This is a genomic window from Xanthocytophaga flava, assembly GCF_030068545.1.
GTDB lineage: Bacteria > Bacteroidota > Bacteroidia > Cytophagales > 172606-1 > Xanthocytophaga > Xanthocytophaga flava.
Genome location: NZ_JASJOR010000011.1, coordinates 158,186 through 181,912, shown reverse-complemented (window position 1 = coordinate 181,912; position 23,727 = coordinate 158,186). Strand labels below are relative to the sequence as shown.

Below are 23,727 nucleotides of genomic sequence, written 5' to 3'. Positions count from 1 at the left end.
ATTGGTTAAAAGTGATGTTTTTCTATCAACATCTGTTTTAGCGAAAATACAAAAAAGTCCTATTTGCCAATACTAAAATACCACAAATTAGTATAAACGGTTGTAAGGGTACTAACCAACTTTAAAAAAATCTTCATTATTCGATCTCCAGCACGATTTTACCAAACTGTGCAGCCTCCTGCATATATTGGAGGGCCTCATTCACCTCCGCAAAAGCAAATATTTTACTGACTACAGGTACCAGTTTGTGCTTTTCGACAAACTCAACCATAGTGTTAAACTCCCCTTCTGTTCCCATAGTAGAACCCAGAATGCTCAGTTGTTTCCAGAATATTCGGCCTGGCACTACTCCATTGATTACTCCATTAGTCCCGCCATAAAAAACAATACGCCCTCCTTCAGCAGCCAGTTCGGTAAGTTTTGCCACACTATCTCCAGCAGCACTATCTATAATCACATCAAAGGCTCCTGCCTGTGACTTCAGGGAAGCAACCCAATCTGCCTGTTTGTAATTCGCTCCACCCTTTGCACCCATTTGTATAGCTTGCTGTAGTTTATCATCCGACCCTGATGTCACATATACTTCTGCCCCTGTCGCTACAGCAAATTGAAGACATTGCAATGCTACCCCTCCTCCTATTCCGGTAATTAATATCTTTTCATACGATTGTAATTCTGCACGGGTAAATAAAGACCGATACGCAGTAATTCCAGCCAGTGGCAAGGCTGCAGCCTGCTGCCAGGTTAGATGTGCAGGTTTAGGTACAAGATGTGTAACAGGAACTTTTACATACTGCGCAAAGGTACCTGAATCTGGCATACCCAAGACTCTGAATTCGCGCGACTGCACCTTCGGATTCTTCCCCCAATGCAAACCCGGATTAATTACTACCTCTTTGTCTTTCCATGCTGCATCTACTGTAGCCCCTATATCTGCCACAATTCCAGCCCCATCAGACCCCAGAATAGCTGGCAGCCGGATAGCAGCATATTGTCCCTGTTGTATCCAGAAGTCCCGCCGATTCAGTGCAGCAGCTTTTAGCCGAATCAGAACTTCATTTTCCTGTAAAACGGGGGTAGCAACCTCTTTTAGCAATAAAGGCTGATGCAATTGTTCCAATACCAATGCCTGCATAGTCATAGAAGAATCAGGTTGATGAATACTATCAAAAGTAGCAGTTTTTCCCTTTCATCCTAGTTCCATAAAAAATGATCCACTCTTACTCAACAAGATAGAAGCAAGATGTATCCAGTTAAAAGGCATCAATCACCAAACATCAAATTCCTTTCCACATTTTTGTAAACCCTTGGTTGTATTTTCATCTAACCATTTTTACCTTCATTTGCTTTAACCAATTGTGTTTTACTCTATCTTTAAGGGACAGACCAAACATTTTCATTATGAAGAAACTTACACTACTCATGGGTTATTTGCTGGGTTGTATTCAGATAATTCTGGCTCAGTCATTTAACAATCTTCCTGTAATCACACAGAAACCACCTCTACATGGTCGGCACTGGATGGCGGTCACTGGTAAACCTCTGGCTGCCACTGCTGGCGCTATGATATTTAACAAAGGCGGGAATGCCATAGACGCCTCATGTGCTATGCTTGCAGCTACCTGTACTATGTGGGATGTATTGAGTTGGGGAGGTGAAACGCAAGCATTGATTTATAATCCCAAGACCAAAAAGGTTATCGCCATCAATGCCTTGGGAGTAGCTCCAACAGGTGCAACGTCTGATTTTTTCAAAAACAAAGGAATGAAATACCCTCCGGAATACGGTCCACTGGCAGCGGTAACTCCTGGCACTCCTGGTGGATTAATGACCATACTGGCTGAATATGGCACGATGAGCCTAAAAGAAGTATTGGCTCCTGCTATGCAAATGGCCGAAGGATATCCCATCGAAGCACAGACAGCGAATCAAATTGAGCGGAACAAAGAGATGATTAAACAATGGCCTTATTCCAAAAAGGTCTTTTTACCTCACCTGGGTGAGAAAAGAGAGGCCCCGGATGCAGGGGAAGTATTTGTTCAAAAAGATCTGTTGGAAACGCTGAAGAAGCTGGTTGAAACAGAACAACAGGCACTGAAAAAAGGAAAATCTAGAAAGGATGCGATTTATGCTGCTTATGACCGTTTTTACAAAGGAGATATTGCCAAAGAAATTGCACGTGGTTGCAAAGAACAGGGTGGATTAATCACTGAACAGGATCTGGCTAACTGGAAAGTAAAAATTGAAGAACCAACGATGACATCTTACCGGGGCATTGATGTGTATAAACTTCAACCATGGACACAAGGACCAGCGATGCTGCAAACCTTGAATATCCTTGAGAACTTTGATATCAAAAGCATGGGATATAATTCAGCCCGTTATATTCATACGCTTTATCAGGCTATGAACCTGGCGTTTGCGGATCGGGACTTCTATTATGGTGATCCGGCATTTGCTCCGGAAGAACCTATCAAAGGATTATTATCTAAAGAGTATGCAAAAGAACGCAGCAAGCTGATCAACTTTGACATGAACGATCCTAAGATTGGTCCTGGAGATCCATATCCGTTTGAAGGCAAACAAAATCCATACAAAGATGTACTGCAAAAATGGGGCAATCTACAAAGTCAGTTGTATACACCTGGTAATCCTGTTCTGGATGAAAAATACTTTGAACGCTTCCAGGCAGGCACCACTTCAGTAGAAGCAGCAGACAAGGAAGGCTGGGTTGTATCCATTACTCCCAGTGGTGGCTGGGTACCAGCTTGTATTGCGGGAAATACAGGAGTTGGTTTGAGTCAGCGTATGCAGAGCTTTGTTTTAGATCCTAAAGAAAATCCGTTCAATGTAGTAGAACCAGGTAAACGTCCACGTGTTACGCTTACTCCTACGCTGGCGCTCAAAGATGGCAAACCTTTTCTTTCATTTGCCAAACAAGCAGGTGATGAACAAGATCAGTTACTGCTACAGTTCTTCCTCAATATGGTCGAGTTTAATATGACCGTACAGGAAGCCTGTGAAGCGTCCAGCTTCAAAACATTACAAATGTATAGCAGTTTTGGCGCTCATGAGAAAGTTCCCGGAGGACTTGTACTCAACTCAGCCATGCCAACATGGGTTCGCAAAGATCTGACTCGTATGGGCTATAGCCTTTCGTATCAGGAAAGAACTTCCGGCCCTATCAATGCAATCTGGTTTGACTGGATGCATGGTACGTTTTGGGGAGGATCAAGCAATCATGGAGAAGATTATGGAATAGGCTGGTAATCTTTTGCATTATACATAACTATCCCAGAAATTGGAAGCGAGTCATATGTCCAACACCTATCCTTTTTTTCAAAAGCGTAGGTGTTGATTAATTTTTGACAAATCACTCTTCCTTTGTTTTCTCAGATCCCTATCTTTATTCAACTTGCAGCATGGTACTTTTTTGCTTGTCCAAAAAAGTACCCCAAAAAGGACAAAAAATTCCAAAGCTTCGCCCCACAGGGCTAACGCTAGGCCCGCGGAATTTTTATCCCTACACACCAGCACTACCAACCACGATTGAAGTTTACAAGACTCTCTGTGTAACTCCTTTGTTCTGATCAAGTTTATTTTTCTTCAAATTCTTTTCATCAAAATTCAGGATGGACTCATGTAAAAACAAAAGAGAGGGTCAGAATAATTCTAACCCTCTCTTCGATACTATATTGAATGTATTAAGTGTTATGATTGTAAAGGCATATTCTCCAGTTCGTGCCAGATCAGAGCTGCAGCACCCAATACAGCAGTGTTGGCTCCTGTCAAACCGGAAGTCAGCAATTTTACTTTGTTCCGGAAGATAGGCATCATAAACTGTTCCATATACCGACGGGTAGGTTCAAACAGGTAATCCTGTGCACGAGTCAGTCCACCAAACAGGATAAATGCTTCCGGACTCAGAATTGCCATCACATCGGCAAGTTTCATTCCCAGAATACGTCCTGTATATTCAAAGGCTTCAATCGCAATCTTATCACCACGCGTAGCAGAATCTGTAATCATACTGGCATCCAGATCTTCAAAGCTAATACGACGCATTTCGCTCTCCTCTGTGTGATCAGCCAATAGTTTATATACGGTACGGCGAATACCAGTAGCAGATACATACGTTTCCAGACATCCTTTTTTGCCACATCCACACATCCGGCCGTTAGGGTTTACCACAACGTGTCCCAGTTCTCCGGCAAAACCATCATGACCGTAGGCCAGTTTGCCATCTACCACAAATCCACTTCCTAAACCTGTTCCTAAGGTAATCATCACGAAGTTTTTCATCCCTTTAGCTACACCAAACTTCATTTCACCCAGTGCTGCAGCATTGGCATCATTGGTAAGACGGCATGGTAACTTATAATGGTCTTCAATCCATTGCGCCAGCGGAACATAATCGCTCCATTGGAGATTGGTAGGCATCTCTACTGTTCCTTTGTAATAGTTTCCATTGGGTACACCTATGCCAATACCTACAATTTTAATCTTATCCCGCAAGGGTAACATCAGCTTATCTACAGCCCGGTATAGTCGTGGCAAGTACTTATCTGCATCATCCTCTCCTGTAGGAATAGACATATCTGCCAGGCAAACACCATCCTGGTCTACAAATCCTAATTTGGTATTGGTGCCACCAATATCCACGCCAAGGGCAACTTCTTTCAATGACATATTAAATGAACGATAAGGTTTAGTATTTTAACACTGCATATACATGCAGATACTGATCATGACAGGATATATATTCCTCTTTATATTAGGTAAAACATATCCCATCTGCCAGTCTGTAATACATGTACACAACAGATGAGGGGTAACAAACGGCGTGAAGATAAAAAGAAAATACCTATGCACAGAAGGTTTTATAAGATAGATTTTTTTAAGACAAAATGTCCTTCCTTCGAGGCCACATAAGAAAAACAACACACTCACTATAAAACATTGTATTTATTATGAGATAAACACAATTCATCATAAAAAATCTACGTTAATAGTTAGTAGATTACAATTAAAGTGTCGTAACTTTGCAAAAATTACATATCTGCTTCTCTCCCATCCATGAAGTCAAGCAGCGGTTGTTTCATCCTAAAACATGGATAATAAACATAACTTCGATAAAGTAACTGCCGGAGGCTTATTAGTCGCACTAGGTATCATTTACGGTGATATCGGAACCTCTCCCCTCTACGTTTTTAACGCTATCATCGGCAAAAATTCCATTGATAGTCACGTTGTATTCGGAAGTCTGTCCTGTATTTTCTGGACACTTACTCTCCAAACGACTATTAAATACGTGATTTTAACCCTTCGGGCTGATAACAACGGCGAGGGAGGAATTTTCTCATTATATGCCCTGGTGCGTCGCTATAAGCGCTGGCTAACAGTACCTGCTATCATTGGAGGCAGTACACTATTGGCAGATGGTATCATCACTCCGCCAATCTCGGTATCTTCAGCTATTGAAGGATTGCGTCTGATCAAACCCGACATTACGCCAAATACGATCATCACCATCGTGATCATTATCCTCACGTTTCTCTTCCTGCTTCAGGCATTAGGAACTCAACTGGTGGGACGATCCTTTGGCCCACTGATGACACTCTGGTTTAGCATGCTGGCCATACTGGGGGTTGCAAACCTGGTTGAAGACTGGCATATTCTGGCAGCGATAAATCCGTACTATGCATATGATTTGCTGGTGAAATATCCGGGAGGATTCTGGTTACTGGGAGCAGTATTCTTGTGTACAACAGGTGCAGAAGCACTGTATTCTGATCTGGGTCACTGCGGACGAGGTAATATCCGGGTAAGCTGGATATTTGTAAAATCCTGTCTGTTACTGAACTATTTTGGCCAGGGAGCCTGGTTGATTACACATGAAGGAAAGTTTCTGGATAAGAGTGTTTTCTACTCTATTATGCCAGACTGGTTTATTTTACCAGGTATTTGTATTGCTACTTTAGCTGCCATTATCGCCAGTCAGGCATTGATTTCGGGTTCATTTACTCTGATAAACGAAGCTATTCGTCTTAGCTTCTGGCCCAAAGTACGTATCAAATTCCCAACCGATCAGCGTGGTCAGATTTATGTTCCCAGTATCAACTGGCTATTATGGCTAGGTTGTGTTGGGGTTGTACTATATTTCCGTGAATCTTCCAATATGGAAGCAGCCTATGGTCTGGCCATTACGGCTACGATGATATCTACTACTGTATTGCTTACTTACTGGCTTTATACACGTCATGTACCTCAGTTAGTAGTGTGGCTGGTATTTCTGGTATATTTCTCCATTGAGTGTTCTTTTCTGATAGCCAACCTAAGCAAATTCAGACATGGGGGTTTTGTTTCACTGATTATCAGCGGACTGTTACTCACAGTGATGTATGTGTGGATCAACTCCAACCGCATTAAACAACGTCTGACTCAGTTTGTCCGGGTTGATGAATATATTGAACCACTGCAAATGCTAAGCATTGACCAGAGTGTACCTAAATATGCCACTCACCTGGTGTTTATGACCAATGCCCGCACTGAAAATGAAATAGAGCAAACGATTATTTATTCGATATTCCAGAAAAGGCCTAAACGGGCAGACATCTACTGGTTCGTTCACGTAGATACAGCAGATGATCCGTATACAATGGAATATACAGTAGATATTAAAGCCCCAGAAGATCTGATCAAAATTACTTTCCGTTTAGGCTTCCGGGTAGAACAGCGGATTAACCTGTTTTTCCGTAAGGTAGTTGAAGATATGGTACGTAACCGGGAAGTAGATATCACCAGCCGTTATGAGTCATTGAGTAAGCAACATGTGATTGGCGACTTCCGTTTTGTGGTATTTGAACGCTTCCTGTCCTTTGAGAACGAACTACCATTCAATGAACGTCTGATCATGAATGCATACTTCTTCATCAAAGAGTTTACACCAGGTGATGACAAATGGTTTGGTCTGGATACCAGTTCTGTAAAACTGGAAAAAGTACCGCTGGTTATCCGTCCGGCAGAGAATGTACTGCTGACCCGAATCTATCACAATCCGGATGGTAGCGTAACCCGAAGACTCATTAATGGAGGAAATAATGGCAAAGCCTGCGCAACTCCTGAAGAAGAGGAACTTAAGAAAAAAACGGCCAAAGCAATCTAAACGGATTAAAAGTACCTTGGCAAAACGATTCACACGTTCAATTATATTTTTAAAACCTCATCCTCAAGCAGGTGAGGTTTTTTTCATTCTTAAATCTAGCTTAATTTATGAAAAGAATTGCCATTGACATGGATGACGTAATTGCCGATGCAGCAGGTCGGTTTATTGAATATGCCCAGCTTCGTCTCGGCAAAACAATAGCTCCTGTTGATTTACACAATCGTACCTGGGCAGAAGTAGCGGGAGTACAACCAGAGATCGTACGGGCGTGGCTCTTTGAAGAAGGATTTTTTCGTGGGATGAAAGTAATCGCCGACAGCCAGGAAGTCATCAAAAAGCTTTCAGAAAAATATGAAATATTCATTGTATCAGCCGCTACAGAGTTTCCTAACTCCTTAAAAGAAAAGCTGGAATGGTTAAATGAACACTTTCCGTTTATTAGCTGGACACATACTGTTTTTTGTGGGCACAAATACATGATTCAGACAGACTACCTGATTGATGACCATGAAAAAAACCTGATTCGTTTCCCAGGCAAACCGATTCTGTTTACAGCTGGTCACAATATGCATTTGGATCAGTATACCCGAGTAAATAACTGGAAAGAAGCAGAGAAGATGTTTTTGTCATAATTCTTTGCAGCCTTAGTATAGAAATGCCCCAGCTTACAGATAGAGCTGGGGCATTTTAGTTAGAAATATCCTATTTCTACAAACTCTCTGGCAACTTAGTTTGCCCAATCCTGTAAACGTTGAGGTGCAGCGCTACCATCTTCCGAATACACTTTGGCATTCCCATCCTGACGGATAGCTACATATAATACATTTTTTGTCACATCAGCCATCAGCACAGCTCCCGGATCACCACCACTATGTGCCTGCATGGCACTGGTATATAACAATCCATTTTCTATTTCAATAGGAGTCTCTACCTCCCAGATACTTACCAGATAATCATATTGTGATCCCAATAATTTCTGTAGTCGGGGTTTTAACACTTCATTATCCAGCAGTTTTATATTATGAGGATACTTGCCATTTAGCTCTGTCAAAAAAGATAAGCTAGCCTTGTCTGATTGAGTACTGGCAGATGCTTTGGAGTCATTCTCTTTCTTTAATATTTCATTTTCTTTTTTTAATAGCTCATTCTCTTTCTGTAATAATTCACTATTGTTATCACTTTCTGATTTGGTAGCAGGCATACAGGCATAGAGAGCAATGGCTAACACGAGAAAAAAAATCCGGTATAGGTTATTTTGTTTGTTTATCATTTGAGTAGTGTTTTTGAAGAGTACTATGCAATATCTATGCGAGGTTAATAGTACACTTTTTTAGAAGGAAGCCCAAACACAATTTTAGTAAACAATTGCAACAGGTAACCAAAAAAAATATGAAGTACCTAAAAGACAGAAACTACTGTCCTATATGCTAGTAGTGATTTCCTCTGTTTTAGTATTGAGCTCCTAAAATCTTACATCCATTTAAAGAATGGTTCTTCCTGGTCCTATTACCCTACTAACCCAATGATTATAAATCATTTATATTTAATTCCACGACTTCATCACGCACTCGTCTTTATAAATGTATGAACCTGTACTCATTTATCCGTAATCTAAAACTCTCTCCACAACTATGGTTTGCATTAGTACTGTTCCCTACATTTCTATTGCTTACCTGGTTTGGACTAATCTCTTATAAAGAAGGTACTCTCATAACAGAACATGGAAACTGGCTAATGCTGACGTCCATTCTATGCCTCATTTTCTATATTGGCATTGCTGCTTTTTACATCAAAAAGATAACTAACAGATTATCAAATACAAAGAAGGCAATTCAAGCACTCTCAGCAGGTGATTTCAACCAGACATTACAGCCTGAAGGCAACAATGAACTGGCAGATATTGAAATAGCTGTAAATACTATTGCTAATCAACTGGCTCAGGCATCTCACTTTACAGAAAACATTGGTAACGGAAATAGTGATGCAGTATTCACTCCTGTTGGACAAAGTGACATTTTGGGCCATAGCTTACTGAAAATGAGAGACAATCTGGCAAGTATGAAGATAGAGGAACTGAAGCGCAACTGGGCTACAGAGGGGTTGGCGAAATTTGTTGAAATATTACGCATGCATGAAAATATAAAAGATCTTTCCAATGAAATTGTTAAGAATCTTGTTCAAACACTGAATGCCACTCAGGGAGCCCTGTTTTTACTTAATACAGAGAAATCGCAGGAGCCGATTCTTGAGATGACAGGCTGTTATGCCTATAAACGAACCAAGCACCTGACTCACGAAATTGCTGTTGGGCAAGGTCTGGTAGGGCAAACCTATCTGGAAAAGGAAACACTCTATCTGAAAGAAATTCCGGAAGACTTTGTACGTATCACTTCCGGTCTGGGAGATGCCAATCCCAGAAATATATTACTGGTTCCACTGAAAGTAAATAATGATACCATAGGTATTGTAGAACTGGCCTCCTTCTATGAATTTGAAAAACACGAAATTGCTTTTGTAGAAAAGCTGGGAGAAAATATTGCCCATACTGTTATTGCATTTCGCATCAATCAGCACACCAAAGTGCTCCTCAAAGAATCACAGGAACAGGCCGAACGTATGCGGTCTCAGGAAGAGGAACTACGTCAAAATCAGGAAGAACTTCAGGCTACTCAGGAAGAAATCAGCAGACGATATAATTCACTGTTTCAACAACTACACGAGCTCAACTATCAATCCAGATTTGAGCAACTGAGGTCTATTACCTCTACGAAAAAGCGAAACATTGAATACTATTTCAATATTATCCGGAGCCAAATTCAGACATTTGCCGAAAACAAGATGCTTATCAGTGCTGTAAAGGAATTTAAATCAGCCTTTTACGACATACAGAAAACAGTTTCAGATGCAGAACTGGAACAAATGAAACGAAGTGTAAAGGGGTATTATATAGATGAATTCATTCCCCGACTAAACGACAACACAAGTCAGCAAGCCTTTGCAGATGAGTATCTCCCCGATCAAAAAACAGCTCTTATCCTACAATATCACTATATCTCCAATAATACCCATCCTACCGGACAAAAATCGCTGTTGAATAAGGCACTCGATGGCAGTACATACAGTAGCATCCATGCACATTACCATCCAGTCATGCGAAGCTTTCTGGAAAAGTTCGGCTATTATGATATCTTCCTCATTGATCCGGAAACTGGTGATATGCTTTATAGTGTATTCAAAGAAGTGGACTTTGCCACCAGCCTCACCACAGGACTATATCATACTACTAATTTTGGCACAGTCGTCAAAGAGGCAGTTCAAAGTACAGACCGAAACTTTGTAAAGCTGATCGATTTTGAACCATATGACCCCTCCTATAAAGCTCCTGCCTCTTTCATTGCTTGTCCGGTATATGATAATGATCAGAAAGTAGGTATTCTGGTATTTCAAATGCCTATCAACAAAATTAACCAGATTTTGACAGGCGATAATAAATGGAGGGAAGATGGACTGGGTGACAGTGGGGAAACATTTATAGTAGGAAGTGATTACAAGTTACGCTCCATAGCTCGGGAACTGATTGAAAACGAAGCTGAGCACCTGGCGTCCTTAAAGAAAGCTGGCTACAACGATACGCTTATCCGACAGATACAGAAGTCTAATACCAGCATCTTGCTGGAAGAAATGAAACTGGATTCTGTCACACAAGCCCTACAGGGAAAAACGGGCACTCAGATAGAAACAAATCTCCAACACGAAAAAATGCTCAATGCCTATGCCCCACTGGAAATCCTGGACGTAAACTGGATGATTATGTCTACAATGAAAGAAGAAGAAGCATCTATGCGGATTAATCGATTGAAAGAGAATAACATATAAATCTTCGAAATATGAGTCATCCTAAATTCAGGTATGAGTTGAGTTGATCTAAAATATTACAAAAACAGATCTGACTCTTTTGTTAAAAAGACAGGCTCTGTTTTACTTTCAATTACGTTATCATCCTTAGCAAAGAACAAGAACGTTATAGACACCTGCACATCCATTCATAATTGAAGGAAACTTAAAATTCCTTTATCATTCCATCTTCATAAACAAGTTCTTTTTTAGTAATGAGGTCTATATTTCTCATTTCCAGCAAAGTGTTTTTATCTAAGTGATAGGAAGTAGTAAGACCTCTATTCAAAGTATTTACAGATAAAATACTTTGAATAGGTAATATTTCTTTATAGTTAAATATTTTTCCACCTACATCTTTTCCTTTAAAAAGAACCTCAAGCTTGTTTTTGTTTACGTTAAGAAAAGAGCTTAATTCATATGAACTCCCCGTCAGATAATCTTCTTTGCGTGCCGTAATTACCTTATAAAGTTTTGCCCCTTTCTCAAAAACTAATATCATCCAATCTTCTTTTGTATAAATAGGATTAATACTAAAATAAACAAGATGAAGCTGACCAGAGTCAAGAGTTTTAATTCCCTTTACATTTCTGAGATGAAATTTATGTTCTAGCTTAGAAACGGATTTGATCAGAACAATATCTTCTATATCTATATTGTCATTCTTATATACTTCCACACTTATAGAGGAGTCTATTAGTATTTCTTTTGTTAATTTATGTTTATCTATTTTTGCATATAGATTGGTATCAACACTTTTATATCCTTGAACGGTATCAAAAGTTATACTTTTATTCTCTTTCTGTTTGGATGAACAGGAGACAGCTAACATGCCTATACTAATTATCCAGATAATGTATTTCATATTAAGGTTACTTAAATATAAATAAAGTCGTCAAAGTCAGCACATCTAGTCCCCTATTTTAACAATAAACCAATAGTATTAAAATATGCGCAACGCGAGCGTCGCACCCCAACATCCATACACGATTAAAGGCATCATAACTCTCTTTACAGCTTATTTTATTTAAAAATTCGAGATATTTCTTGTATTCATCTACTTCACTTCATTCTCCCAAAGTGGCTTTCCAGCTTTGTCAGCCATTTTTTCCGTTTCTGATCGGAGACAAATTTAACCATATCCAGGCTAATCCACTTTCTGTTTTTATACCCTAATTTCCAGAAGGTACCTGTAAAAAATGCATAGCGAATGGCATTGCCAAACAGCACACGGTATAGAAACGAAGGAGTATTCATAGTGGTAATCAGTGTAATGCCTTTTAGGCGAAGAAATTCTTTTACCATCTTTTTACCATTGTTTTCATAATGGTAGGCAATACCCGGAAAAATTACCTTATCAATGAATCCTTTGGTCATGGCAGGCATTAACTCCCACCAGATAGGGAAAATAAAAATCAGATGATCGGCCTCCTGTAAACGATCTCTGTATTCAAGTACTTTAGGGTCCAGCAATGTCTGAGAATCCTCGCTGTTGTACTTTGCTTTGACAAATGCTTCCAGATCTTTGGCCCGCATCACAGGATCAAACTCCTCTTTATCCAGATGGATCAGGTCTGTTGCATGGCCGGCTCTGTGAAGTCCTGTTACTACAGATTGTAAGATAGCATTACAGTAGCTTCCTTCATAAGGATGATTAAAAACAATAACGACTTTCATAGTGCTTCTTTTTGGCACAAATGTCGTATGCCTGCTATCCTTTAGACGATAACAATTGTTAATAAATGACTTTTCTAGATCCGGTTGCGGATACGACTTAAAGAAACAGAAGTAATACCCAAGTAGGAGGCAATGTAGTGTTGGGGTACCCGTTGTATAAGGTGGGGTTGAGTCCGCAATAATTCCAGGTATCGTTCCTTGGGACTGTCTTTGATGCGGGACAGAAACAACTTTGAATAGTGTGCCACCCTCTGAAACATATGTTCCTGCACATATTCTTTATAGCCTGGCACACTGGCGAAAATCTCCTCCATGTTGTTTTTTGTAATCATCAACAGTGTGCAGGGCTCAATCGTTTCCATACTAAACAGACTAGGCTGGCCGGACCGGAAACTTTCAAAAGATGAAACACCTTCGTTCTCAAAGAAGAATTGAAAAGTAATATCTTTTCCATGATTGTTAAACCAAAGTCGTATGCATCCCTGTTTGATATAGTATGCTTTACGGGATATATCACCTTCATTCAGCAAAGTAGTCTTTGCTGGTACTGCTATCTCTTCATACAGGTGCCGATGATTTTCCCAGTCTATTTTTATATCCGAAAGATTGTGAGGTGTTTGCAGCATTTACATTACAAGTGAGTAACCAAAGATACTGGATACCCACTACAAAATTTTACAATCCACAGCCTTTTTGATAAGAGCAGCCACATTGTTTACTTCAAACTTCTGCATCAGATTGCGACGATGTGTTTCAACCGTAAGAGGGCTAATAAACAACTTATCAGCGATAGCATTGGTTGTGTGCCCATCAGCCAGCCATTTGAGTATTTCCAGTTCACGCCTAGTAAGTACCGGTATAGTATCCTGGGTATTGGAATAGGCATCCAGCAATACCTTCTGCACTTCCGAACTAAGGAAAACCGTTTTAACAGTTACCTCTTCAATGGCTTTGAGCAGTTCATCTGCCGGTGCATTTTTCAATAGATAGCCACTCGCGCCACTCTGTAACATTTGGGCAATCATACTATGCTCACTGTGATTGCTCAATGCCAGGACTTTCGTTTGCGGATAGGTTTGCTTAATCTGGCGACACAATTCGATTCCACTGATATCAGGCAGGTTAATATCCAGCAACACTACATCAGCAGGATGTTCACTCAGATAAGGAAGAACATCTTTTCCATTGATAAAACTATTCAGAATTGTAATTTCCGGCTTGTGCTGTAACAGTGAACGTAACCCTTCCACTACAATAGGATGATCATCCACAATGATAACGGATATCACACTCATTCCAATAATTGATTAGTAAAGAATATAATACAATAATCTAGCTGACAAATCTGTTCTACATCAAACAGGTATCTCTACAGTCACAGTAGTTCCTACACCAGGTTCTGATTGAATTTCCAGTCTTCCATTCAGATATTCAACCCGATTCCTGACATTCGATAAACCTACTCCATTCCCCTTTATGGAAGCTGTGTCAAATCCCTGTCCATCATCTTCAATCGTAATATGGATGCTGCCTTCATTTTGCAAACATTGCACCAGAATCTGCTGGGCATTGGCATGTTTGATGGCATTTGTAATCAATTCCTGAATCACCCGATAAATAGTGAGCTGAATAGACTTAGAAAGATCCGAAGAAAGCCCCATTGTTTGACATCGAATCTGCAACTGGCTATTCTGTAAGCTTTCACAAAGATCCCGCAAAGCTGTTTTCAGTCCAAACTTCACTAACGTTTCCGGCATCATATTTCGGGCAATCCGTCGTAACTCCTGCATAGAGTTATCAATCTGAACTACCGCAGTCTGCAAATAAACAGCTTGTCCGTTCATAACCTTCTGATTGATTTGTGACAAGTACAGTTTGGTACCAGCCAGCATCCCACCCAATCCATCATGTAAATCACGAGCCAATCGGGATCGTTCAGTTTCCTGTCCGTTCAGCATGGCTGTATAAATTTCCAGCTGTTTTTGCTGCTGTAACTCTCTCAACTGCTGCGCAGCCAGTTGCTCTTTTTGTTGTGCTATACGTTTCTTACTTTTCTGTGTAGTATACAATAGAAACAGTATGGCACTGACAAGAAAACCGATTCCTAATATGAACAGGATAGTTCGTTCTTTACGATCCAGCTCTGCTTTCTGGTTCTGATTGGTATTCTGAAGTTTGTTAATAACCAGTTGATTTACCTGCTCGTCATACTTTTTTTCTAATTCTTTTAACTTTAGTTGTGTTTCATCACTGGCAATGCTATCCCGTAACTGTACAAACTGTGTATAATAGCCTAAGGCTTTTGAATAATTTCCTTCCTGTTGCCAGGCTTTGTATAACAACTCCAGTATAACCGGCTCATACACTCTATCATGTACCTTACGACCCTGTTCCAGGCTAAGCGTTAGTAACCTCAATGCTTCCGGATAGTTTTTTTCATGTAGGTAAAACCTCCCCAATGAATAATTATGCAGGTGATAGGAGTCAGAATCCTGAATTTCCTCAATCAATGCTTTGCTTTTCTCCAGATACCATTTGCCCTCTGTTTCGTTGTTCAGATATAAAGCATACAACTCACCCAGATAGCGATAGGTATATCCCATCTCATCTTTCTGTTTAAAACGAAGGCATATCTTTTCTGCTTCTTTTAATAACTTTAATGCTTTATCATATTGTTTGTTTTCCATCAGGGCTGCTGCCAGATGACGATAGCTCCGCAATAAAAATGTATTGCTTTCTATCTTGCGGGAATTATCAAACACCTGCTGCGCATACTCAATAGCCTCAGTCGGGCGGTGTAGCATCCGGTAACAAAAACTCAAGTTCAACATGGTATTGGACTGAAGATATTTTTTCTCCTCATCACTCTTGGTAATCTTTTCTGTCGCAAGCAGTGACTGATAGAAGTAGTGGGCAGCTTTCTGAAGATATCCTTCATTCATAAACATATACCCCAGGTTATTTAATGTCACATGACATTCATCACATCCATGTGCTGTCTTACGAGTCTCCAATGACAGCATATAATACCTCTCCGCTCCTTTTACATCATGAGTCACCAGATTCAGATAATCAGCTTTTGCCGTATAGTATTTACCATTCAGGTATTTATCTTCAATTTGTTTCCTTTTTAAATACGATTGGGTTGAATCCAGCCATTTATGGGCTTGCTCATATCGATTGGTAATTCGCATGAAAGTGCTATACCACAGATAGCCTTCTACCACAGTAGAATCGTTTCCTGTTTGTAAAGAATGCTCCAGAAAGCGATTCATATATCTATCGGCTGAATCAATACGCAGATTCTGTAATTCCAGAAATCCAATTGTATACTCAAGCTGTATCACACAGGGTACAGGAAAATCTTTCTGATGATTTTCATAAAAGACTTTGATCTGAGGCAGTGTTTCTTTGGTATTGGTCATACCTGCCTGAGCATATTTTTCTACCTCTGCCAGACAGGGTAAAGTTTGTCCATAGCCCTTCTGCAGGAAGCAGCAACAGATAGCCAAAACGATATATACTCCTGATTTCATGGGTTCAAGTTACAGCAATCAAACCAATCTTGTATCGATTTTATACAAAATACTGGAAAACCAGTAGAGAAAAACACAGGTTTTCAGCGATGGTTTTGCATGTGACAATCAAGGAAATTTGTAATCAACAAACGGCATTGGTATTCAGGAGTAAATGACTGTAGTACACAAGCCTCAGAGAGTAGTAAAAAACATCTCTGCCATTTATAATCATAATACAAACACAATCAGCCAAAACACATGAAAAAATCGCACAAAACGTTGAAAGGCATTTTGATTCTGGGATCTGCTTTCCTGACAAATCTTTGTATAGCTCAAAATATAGCTGCAGACTCTTTACAACCAGCACAGGGAGCCCAAATGACATTGGAATCAACATTACCAGAAACTGCTTCTACAGAAAAAACACTAACAGCATCTCCAAAGAAAAACAAAACTGTTCCACAAATAGCAATTCCGGAGAATTCAACCAAAAAGCAAGCCCGTAAGCTTGAAAAACTAAACCAGGCACTGGCCAAACAAGCAGAAGCTGCAGAAAATGGTCAGGTAAAAGAACCCACAAAGCTCCAGAAAACCGCAGCAAAAATTGCCATGCGGAAGATGGAGAAGAGGTTACAAAAATCAGGTATCGAAAACCCAGATCAGTTTCTGGAGGCTACAGAAGATCAATCTTCACTTGCTGCTCAGGCTTTGAATAAACTAACACTCATTGGTCTTATTCTGTTGGGGGCAGGTTTTCTCTTCCTGTTTATCATAGCCATTGTAGGATTGTTGTTTATGATTGCCGGATTGGTATGTCTGATCCTTGGCATAGCTGAATCCTGATCTAGGACATATCCTTATCTCTGACCAACAGGCAGAGATAAGGATTACACTCTGTATTATTTACAAACCCAAACAACATATCTATGAAAACGAAAATCATTTTTCTATTCAGTATGCTATGTATTGGTATACTAGTTAGTTCTGCAGGCTGTCGAAGAGACAGTGAGGTCAACGCATCAGAAACCATTGCAGGTATAAGTAATGTAGATGGTATTTATATACATCTTGAATATGAGGCAGGTGTTGGTGGAGGCATCTATCCTGTCTATAATCCCTATCTGTTCTTTACAGATGGCAGCGTATACAAAAACATGGCTACCAGTCCTGAAAAACTGGATGTAGCACAATCCAAACAACAGGAACCCAAAGAATGGGGCACCTGGAAAAAATCTGGCAGTACCATTACCATTGCCTGGAATAAAGGGGATTCAGAGACATGGGATGACAAATCCTGGCACAAAGCACTACCGGCAGGAAAGAACGAAATGATCACAGGATCATATAATTCAATCAGTGGAGGTGGCAATACGGCATTGGGTGGTGATATTATGATTGTAAATGCGAAGAACCTATCTTTTGATGGTTCCAGATTCACCTATGAGTCCACTAGTGGTGGTGGCAATACCGGTGTAACTGCCTATAGCAATCAAGCTAAAGCCGGAACCTATAAACTCAATGGCTATAGCATTGAGTATACCTTCCATAATGGAACAAAAGAAATAAAGTTCTTTTACTTTTATCCGGATTCCAAAACTGTTTTCGGAGTGGGTGATCGGGTATATGTCCTCGATAAATAATAGTATCACTCTCCTACCACTTTTACATTCCCAACCTCTTTCAACTATTGCTATGAAACACAAAATCATTGCTCTATGCTTATGCCTGATCACAACTGGGTTGTGTCAGGCTCAATATTTCGGTTCGTCTGAATGGGCTAGTGATATACGTGACTATACCAATATGTCTATGTTTATCCAGACAAATACCATAAACATGCAGCAAATGCAGAAGGCCTATAGTGAAACTGACACCAAATCACAAAAGAAACAAACTGACTTAGCCAATGTAAAACCCGTGCTGTTTCAACCAACTGGCAAGCGTTTGTTTATTGAAATGGTCAAGGCTAAAGCAGGTACCAGTGAAGAACAAAAAAAGGGACTACAGGTATACAGCCAGTTGCTGGAAGCGGGATTAACACAATACGAAAAGGTAGCTCGTGAGAAAAAACAAAACCCAGCTAATCTGGGACTTGCAGTAGCTTTTTTCATGGAAACTACTTATGCACTTTCTTCCGGAAAACATCTGGAAGATCAGCAGATACTGGATATGGCAGCTGTCATCAATCAGAGCCTGGCAAAAAACGCACAATTTCAGAAGACATCTAATCAACAACGTCAATTGATCTATGAGGCATTTGTTGGCCCACAACTGGTTAACTATATGCTATATGAACAAGCCAGACAGGATAAGGATGCCAAAACACAGGAACAAATGAAACAACAAGGTCTGGCTTTTTACAAATCCCTTATGGGAACTGAATTTTCGATGCCTCAATAGCCTGTTTCAAAACAGGCTATTGCCCTCCCTTTCTATGCTATGTATATTTTTACTTATCCTTTATGTCATACAAACAACTACAACATGCTGTATGGATCACACTGCTGATCTTCAGCCTGCAATCCTGTGCACTACTTGAAAAAGATACAGTAGATGCCCGACATAAAATCGTTGTCAGCTATGAAGCAGCGCAAACCACAACGGGCGATGCCATTTTCCAGATTGTGAAAGAAGGAAAAGATCTTGAAGTATTATCAGATGCGCTGAGCTCACGCATTCGTATGCCACAGAACTTACCTGTCGTTTTTAAAGATCTCAAAGTGTATAATGCCTATTACAATCCACAGGAGAAGAACATTACGATGGACTACTGGGTAATTGCCTATTTTGCCAATGCACTTTACAACATGACGCCACTAAGTGATGAAGATCTGATCGAAGCAGTTGAAAATATCAGTACGTTTATTGCATTACACGAAACCGGACATGCGTTCATTGATCTGCTTAGCCTACCAGCTTTGGGGAATGAAGAACAAGCAGCAGATGAGTTTGCTACTCTCCAACTACTACAAACAGGCCAGGGAGACAAAGCACTGATAGCAGCTATTACTTTTTTCTCCATGTACTATCAGAATCAGAATCAACAACCTGGAACTAATGTAATTCAATATTCAGATGAGCATCCACTGGATATTCAACGCTACTATAATATTGTTTCCCTGATTTATGGTAGCAATCCGGCCAAATATAGTTTTCTGGTAACCCAAGGTCTATTACCCGAAGCAAGAGCCAAGCGAAGCGAATATGATTACCAGGAAAAAACCCAACGCTGGAATGAAGCGCTTGCTGACTACATTCGATAAAAGAATGTATTTTACTTAGGATTAAGAGGGAGCTAGTTATATAGCTCCTTTTTTATAACCTTATGAAAATATGAGTGCTCCCGAATTTTGAGGAAAAGGATTTGACTTTGAAGCGGAATACATAGTAAAATAAATAAGCTACAAAGAGAGTTGCATTGACTTCAATCGTGAGTGGCAGTGTAGGTGCGCTGGCAATCTTTTCTCCGCGAGGTTGGCCCTTGGCCAGTGGGCAGGAGGATCGGAGAAAAGTGTCCTTTTTGGGGTACTTTTTTGGACAAGCAAAAAAGTACCATGCTGCAAGTTGAATAAGGATAGGGATCTGAGAAAATAAAGGAAGCGTGATTTGTCAAAAATTAACCAGCGTCTATACACTTTTTAAAAGAATAGACGCTGGTTTTGTAAAACAAACTCACATCCAACATTCGGGATGACTCTTGTTCTAATGTTATGAAATAAGCTTAGAATCAGCAATGTAAGAATCAAACTCTTATTACACGATTGAGAGAGTGCCAAATTTTTATTTTTGTTTGACCTGAAAATCAATTTTCTATTTGTTATGTCTTCCGGCTGTGCAAAGTTTTAATTATTTCGTTCGCTTTTTGGGCCAACGTTCCACCCTATTTTACTGGCTAACAATCTCTTTAGCCTGCTCTACGTTGCTCCTGACAGCATTTATTATCTATTCTTACCGACATAGCAAAAATCTCTACTACGATCTCACATGGGTAGAGCATACCTATCAGGTTATTAATGTCACTGATCGGCTAGTGCAACACATCAATCAATGCGAAGGAAATGTCAGAGGATATGCCCTCACTCATAATAAAGAATTTGTAAGGAATTTTCCTCAATTGGTCTCAACCATTCATTCTGAAACAGATAAACTCCTAAAACTTACAGCCGATAATCCTACCAGACAAGCAGATACACGGTTACTTGATAACCTTATTCAACAACGTCTGGGAGTGTTTGATACCTCCATGGCTTATGTAGCTGGGAAATTTCAATATCCCAATGCCCAGGCCAGAATTGCCCATCTGGAAAAAGCACGATTAATCATGCAGGGTATCTATCAAACACAGGAGAGAATTCAAAAAAATGAACAAGCATTGTTAACGATCAGACACAATCGGGCTAAAAATAGCATTGATCGCTCTCAGATTATTATTATTTTATCGGCCCTGGCTAGTATTTGGGTTAGTATTCAGATTGGGATTATTGTCTTTAAATACATCAAAAACCATCAAAAGCTCAATCGTCATCTAAAAGAGCTCAATGAACAAAAAAATCGTTTCTTTTCCATTATAGCGCATGATCTGCGAGGACCCGTACATTCTGTGCGTATGCTTATCGATATGATGACGAATGAAGATAGACCACTCAGTGAAAAAGAGCAACAGACATTTTTAAAAGCTTCCAAACATACGGTTGATCAAACAGCTCATTTGCTGGATAACCTGCTGGAATGGTCACGAGCCGCTATGCAACACACTCGTTTTGAACCTCAGAAAGTAAATTTGTATCAGATAACCCAACAGGTACTGGAATGGTCTACCCCTCTGGCAGATCAGAAACAGATTATACTTAAGAATGACACAGATTCAAGTGTAAGTTTATATGCAGATGAAGCCATGATCCAGCTTATTGTACGAAATCTGGTATCCAATGCTATGAAATTTACGCTTCCCGGAGGAACCATTCGTATCTATACTATTCAGAAAGAGCACAATATCTCTTTTGCCATTGCAGATACGGGTATTGGTATGACTCCAGATGTCATGAATAAACTATTCCATCTGGATTCGAAACATACCACATTAGGTACACAGGGAGAAAAAGGTAGCGGATTGGGACTTTTGTTAACACAACAATATGTTCAGCAACACAAAGGAACCATCTCTGTCGATAGTGAAGTAGGCAAAGGCAGTGTATTTACGATTTCTTTGCCCCGTGTTGCGGCATAATAAAACAGGTATCATTACTTCTGCTATGTTATTGGTAAACACATGTTGAAGTAAAAACCAGACTTTCTACCTCAATCCCTACCGTTTTTAAAATATAGACAGCAGGGGTTAAGTATACGATCAGCAATCTGCCGAGATACTTATAACTCCTTAATTTTAATATTCCGAAAGGCAATACCTTTGGACCAATCCTGTAAGGCAATATGTCCTTTGGTCGACTTTCCAAACTCAGGAAAAAATTTAAAGTTACTATTAGCTATCATGGCTTTCCATTCTGCTGAATTCAGATCCTGCTGAGCTGTTAGTGTATCATTCAGGTAAAATTCTACTTTGCCATCAACCTGTTTGATTTCTGATCGATTCCATTGTCCGGCAGGCAAAGGGATTACAGCATTCTTTTGTGGGGCAAAACCATATAAACAACCGGCTCTCTTCACAGGATTCATGGCATAATCAGGATGGGTATTCTCCAGCAATTGATATTCAGGACCGGAAGACCAAGCAGTAGGCAGACTATCTTTTTCAATCACATTAAAAAATACACCACTATTACCAGCCTCTGATATTTTCCACTCAAACTTCAGATCAAAGTTTTTGAATTCTTTATCTGAAATCAGATCTCCATGTGCTATATCAAAGGTATCAGGCTTACAATACAACTCGTCACCCTGTACAATCCAGGCAGAAGGAACCTTTCCTTTGTTATATAAGTGCCATCCATCAGTAGTCTTTCCATCAAACAACACAACCCACCCTTCTTCTTTTTCCTTTCCAGTTAATTGGTTATTGCCTACTTTTTCCTCTGAACAAGAAGTGAGTACAATGGTGGCAATACCTAGATATGCCAGGAGTTTAGTCAGTGTTTTTTTCATACATTCATTAAAATTTCTACAAACAATATGATTGCAATGGTGATAAAATAAAATGGAAAAGCAATATTTTTTCAAAGTAAATATATTCTGGTATTAATGTATCTACATGAGAAATATTCTACGTACTAACAAATTCAGTATCTACTTAGCCATTTTGATTTGAGGTTGTAGGCAATCCGGAAGCATTCGTTGTGGCCTTCTTATTTTTCTTCATAAATCGTTCTGTCAGCCATTTTCGCACAGGTATATCATACCATTTTAAACTACCATAAGCAATAAACAAAGAAGCGACTAACACAAGCAATCCAATAGGCCAGGCTTCTGCCAGAGGTATTTTATCTTCAATAACCCAGCCTGTGAAGATATAGATCAGCGGATAGTGAATGATATAGATCGGATAAGAAATATCCCCCAGAAATCTACCGATACGTAACAAACCTTTTCCTTCAATAGTACCACTGGCACCCATATAGATTATCACAGGAAATACAACAATTACAGCGAGTGAGTCATAGATACCGTTTAGCCACAGCCGATCTCCACCCACACGAGGAAAAGCGAGTACAACAATAAGCAAGAGGCTACACCATACAAATGCATTTTTGATGTATCCGGGCTTAGAAGCTCTGGCTAACAGGATGCCTGCCAGAAATGGAAAAAGCAGACGAGTGAGGCCAATTCGAAATTGTAGCGGATCTAGTGACCAGCCTCCAATGAGATCTCCACTGGGCCCTGTAACCGCCCAATGCACCAAAGCAAACCCAGCCAGAGCTACCAGCACAGCCAAAACTGTATTGGAGAGTTTTCTCAGCAGGAAAGCATACAAAATATTGGCGAGATATTCAAAGAAGAGAGACCAGGCAGGTCCGTTGAGAGGGTGCATCTCTATCCAACCTCTTATATCCATTGAAAGAGGTAATGGCAATAAGGTAAACCCGATCAGCATAACCAACATAACCCTCCCAAAAGAAACATCACGGCTCAGCGGATATACTTCCGGAAAAGTATAGGATAGAAATCCGATTGCTCCAATGATCATCCCCATAATGATCATTGGATGAAGCCGGACCAAGCGTCGCTTAAAGAAATCTTGCCAGGTCATTGTATTCCATCGGTCGTCGTAGGCATGTGAGATCACAAAGCCTGATAGGAGAAAGAAAAAATCAACGGCCAGATATCCATGATTAATGATTTGCTTCTGATGATCTCCGAATGAGAAGGCTTCAAGGATATGAAATACAACCACCGTAATGGCAGCTACACCACGCAACGCATCCAATATTTCATAATGGCTTTTAGAATCTGAAAAACTAGTGTTTGAAGGAGGTAGAGTATCTGCTTTCATGGATATATCCTGGTAACAATCACTTACAT

Annotated in this window: 19 protein-coding genes; 9 read left to right on the top strand and 10 right to left on the bottom strand. The window is 40.0% G+C overall.

Translation table 11 applies throughout. The features are described from left to right. Window positions 1-136: 136 nt before the first annotated feature. Window positions 137-1,141: a zinc-binding dehydrogenase gene (locus tag QNI15_RS17570; RefSeq protein WP_314032792.1), complete on the bottom strand. Its 1,005-nt coding sequence runs from the start codon at window positions 1,139-1,141 to the stop codon at window positions 137-139. Window positions 1,142-1,401: 260 nt separating this feature from the next. Between QNI15_RS17570 and QNI15_RS17565 the strand changes: the two genes are divergently transcribed. Further along, a complete protein-coding gene (locus tag QNI15_RS17565) occupies window positions 1,402-3,270 on the top strand; it encodes a gamma-glutamyltransferase family protein (protein ID WP_314032790.1) in 1,869 nt (622 codons plus the stop codon). A gap of 441 nt (window positions 3,271-3,711) precedes the next feature. Here the strand turns inward: QNI15_RS17565 and QNI15_RS17560 are convergent, their stop codons facing one another. Then, a complete protein-coding gene (locus QNI15_RS17560) occupies window positions 3,712-4,689 on the bottom strand; it encodes an ROK family protein (RefSeq protein WP_313977563.1) in 978 nt (325 codons plus the stop codon). Between the two features lie 421 nt (window positions 4,690-5,110). Between QNI15_RS17560 and QNI15_RS17555 the strand changes: the two genes are divergently transcribed. Together QNI15_RS17555 and QNI15_RS17550 are read left to right on the top strand one after the other, a co-directional pair. Next, entirely contained in the window at window positions 5,111-7,165 is a 2,055-nt protein-coding gene (locus tag QNI15_RS17555) for a KUP/HAK/KT family potassium transporter (RefSeq protein WP_313995936.1), read from the top strand. A 107-nt stretch (window positions 7,166-7,272) separates the two neighbouring features. Then, a complete protein-coding gene (locus QNI15_RS17550) occupies window positions 7,273-7,797 on the top strand; it encodes a 5' nucleotidase, NT5C type (RefSeq protein ID WP_313977567.1) in 525 nt (174 codons plus the stop codon). A 95-nt stretch (window positions 7,798-7,892) separates the two neighbouring features. On the opposite strand, the gene QNI15_RS17545 is transcribed toward QNI15_RS17550, so the two are convergent. After that, window positions 7,893-8,435: a hypothetical protein gene (locus QNI15_RS17545; protein WP_313995933.1), complete on the bottom strand. Its 543-nt coding sequence runs from the start codon at window positions 8,433-8,435 to the stop codon at window positions 7,893-7,895. Window positions 8,436-8,749: 314 nt separating this feature from the next. Between QNI15_RS17545 and QNI15_RS17540 the strand changes: the two genes are divergently transcribed. Continuing rightward, window positions 8,750-11,041, top strand: a complete 2,292-nt coding sequence (locus tag QNI15_RS17540) for a GAF domain-containing protein (protein WP_314032788.1) — start codon at window positions 8,750-8,752, stop codon at window positions 11,039-11,041. A gap of 184 nt (window positions 11,042-11,225) precedes the next feature. On the opposite strand, the gene QNI15_RS17535 is transcribed toward QNI15_RS17540, so the two are convergent. The 5 genes from QNI15_RS17535 to QNI15_RS17515 all read right to left on the bottom strand — a co-directional run bounded on the left by QNI15_RS17535 (window position 11,226) and on the right by QNI15_RS17515 (window position 16,272). Next, complete coding sequence (locus QNI15_RS17535; RefSeq protein WP_313995927.1) at window positions 11,226-11,924, bottom strand: hypothetical protein; 699 nt, start codon at window positions 11,922-11,924, stop codon at window positions 11,226-11,228. Window positions 11,925-12,121: 197 nt separating this feature from the next. Further along, window positions 12,122-12,736 (bottom strand): NAD(P)H-dependent oxidoreductase, encoded by a 615-nt coding sequence (locus QNI15_RS17530; protein WP_314032786.1) that lies wholly within the window; start codon window positions 12,734-12,736, stop codon window positions 12,122-12,124. A gap of 74 nt (window positions 12,737-12,810) precedes the next feature. After that, entirely contained in the window at window positions 12,811-13,362 is a 552-nt protein-coding gene (locus QNI15_RS17525) for a Crp/Fnr family transcriptional regulator (RefSeq protein WP_314032785.1), read from the bottom strand. A 39-nt stretch (window positions 13,363-13,401) separates the two neighbouring features. After that, window positions 13,402-14,031, bottom strand: a complete 630-nt coding sequence (locus QNI15_RS17520) for a response regulator transcription factor (protein WP_314032784.1) — start codon at window positions 14,029-14,031, stop codon at window positions 13,402-13,404. A gap of 60 nt (window positions 14,032-14,091) precedes the next feature. After that, window positions 14,092-16,272: a tetratricopeptide repeat-containing sensor histidine kinase gene (locus QNI15_RS17515; RefSeq protein WP_314032783.1), complete on the bottom strand. Its 2,181-nt coding sequence runs from the start codon at window positions 16,270-16,272 to the stop codon at window positions 14,092-14,094. Between the two features lie 240 nt (window positions 16,273-16,512). Between QNI15_RS17515 and QNI15_RS17510 the strand changes: the two genes are divergently transcribed. The 5 genes from QNI15_RS17510 to QNI15_RS17490 all read left to right on the top strand — a co-directional run bounded on the left by QNI15_RS17510 (window position 16,513) and on the right by QNI15_RS17490 (window position 21,481). Then, window positions 16,513-17,097, top strand: a complete 585-nt coding sequence (locus QNI15_RS17510; RefSeq protein WP_313995912.1) for a hypothetical protein — start codon at window positions 16,513-16,515, stop codon at window positions 17,095-17,097. 83 nt (window positions 17,098-17,180) lie between these two features. After that, complete coding sequence (locus QNI15_RS17505) at window positions 17,181-17,894, top strand: hypothetical protein (RefSeq protein ID WP_313995910.1); 714 nt, start codon at window positions 17,181-17,183, stop codon at window positions 17,892-17,894. 52 nt (window positions 17,895-17,946) lie between these two features. Next, on the top strand, window positions 17,947-18,654 hold the full coding sequence (locus tag QNI15_RS17500) for a DUF6683 family protein (RefSeq protein ID WP_313995907.1): 708 nt from the start codon (window positions 17,947-17,949) through the stop codon (window positions 18,652-18,654). Between the two features lie 62 nt (window positions 18,655-18,716). After that, window positions 18,717-19,517, top strand: a complete 801-nt coding sequence (locus QNI15_RS17495) for a DUF4344 domain-containing metallopeptidase (RefSeq protein WP_313995904.1) — start codon at window positions 18,717-18,719, stop codon at window positions 19,515-19,517. Between the two features lie 569 nt (window positions 19,518-20,086). Continuing rightward, window positions 20,087-21,481 (top strand): sensor histidine kinase, encoded by a 1,395-nt coding sequence (locus tag QNI15_RS17490; RefSeq protein ID WP_314032782.1) that lies wholly within the window; start codon window positions 20,087-20,089, stop codon window positions 21,479-21,481. 140 nt (window positions 21,482-21,621) lie between these two features. Here the strand turns inward: QNI15_RS17490 and QNI15_RS17485 are convergent, their stop codons facing one another. Together QNI15_RS17485 and QNI15_RS17480 are read right to left on the bottom strand one after the other, a co-directional pair. Beyond that, entirely contained in the window at window positions 21,622-22,353 is a 732-nt protein-coding gene (locus QNI15_RS17485; RefSeq protein WP_314032781.1) for a 3-keto-disaccharide hydrolase, read from the bottom strand. 145 nt (window positions 22,354-22,498) lie between these two features. Then, entirely contained in the window at window positions 22,499-23,698 is a 1,200-nt protein-coding gene (locus tag QNI15_RS17480; protein ID WP_314032780.1) for an acyltransferase family protein, read from the bottom strand. Between the last annotated feature and the right edge of the window lie 29 nt (window positions 23,699-23,727).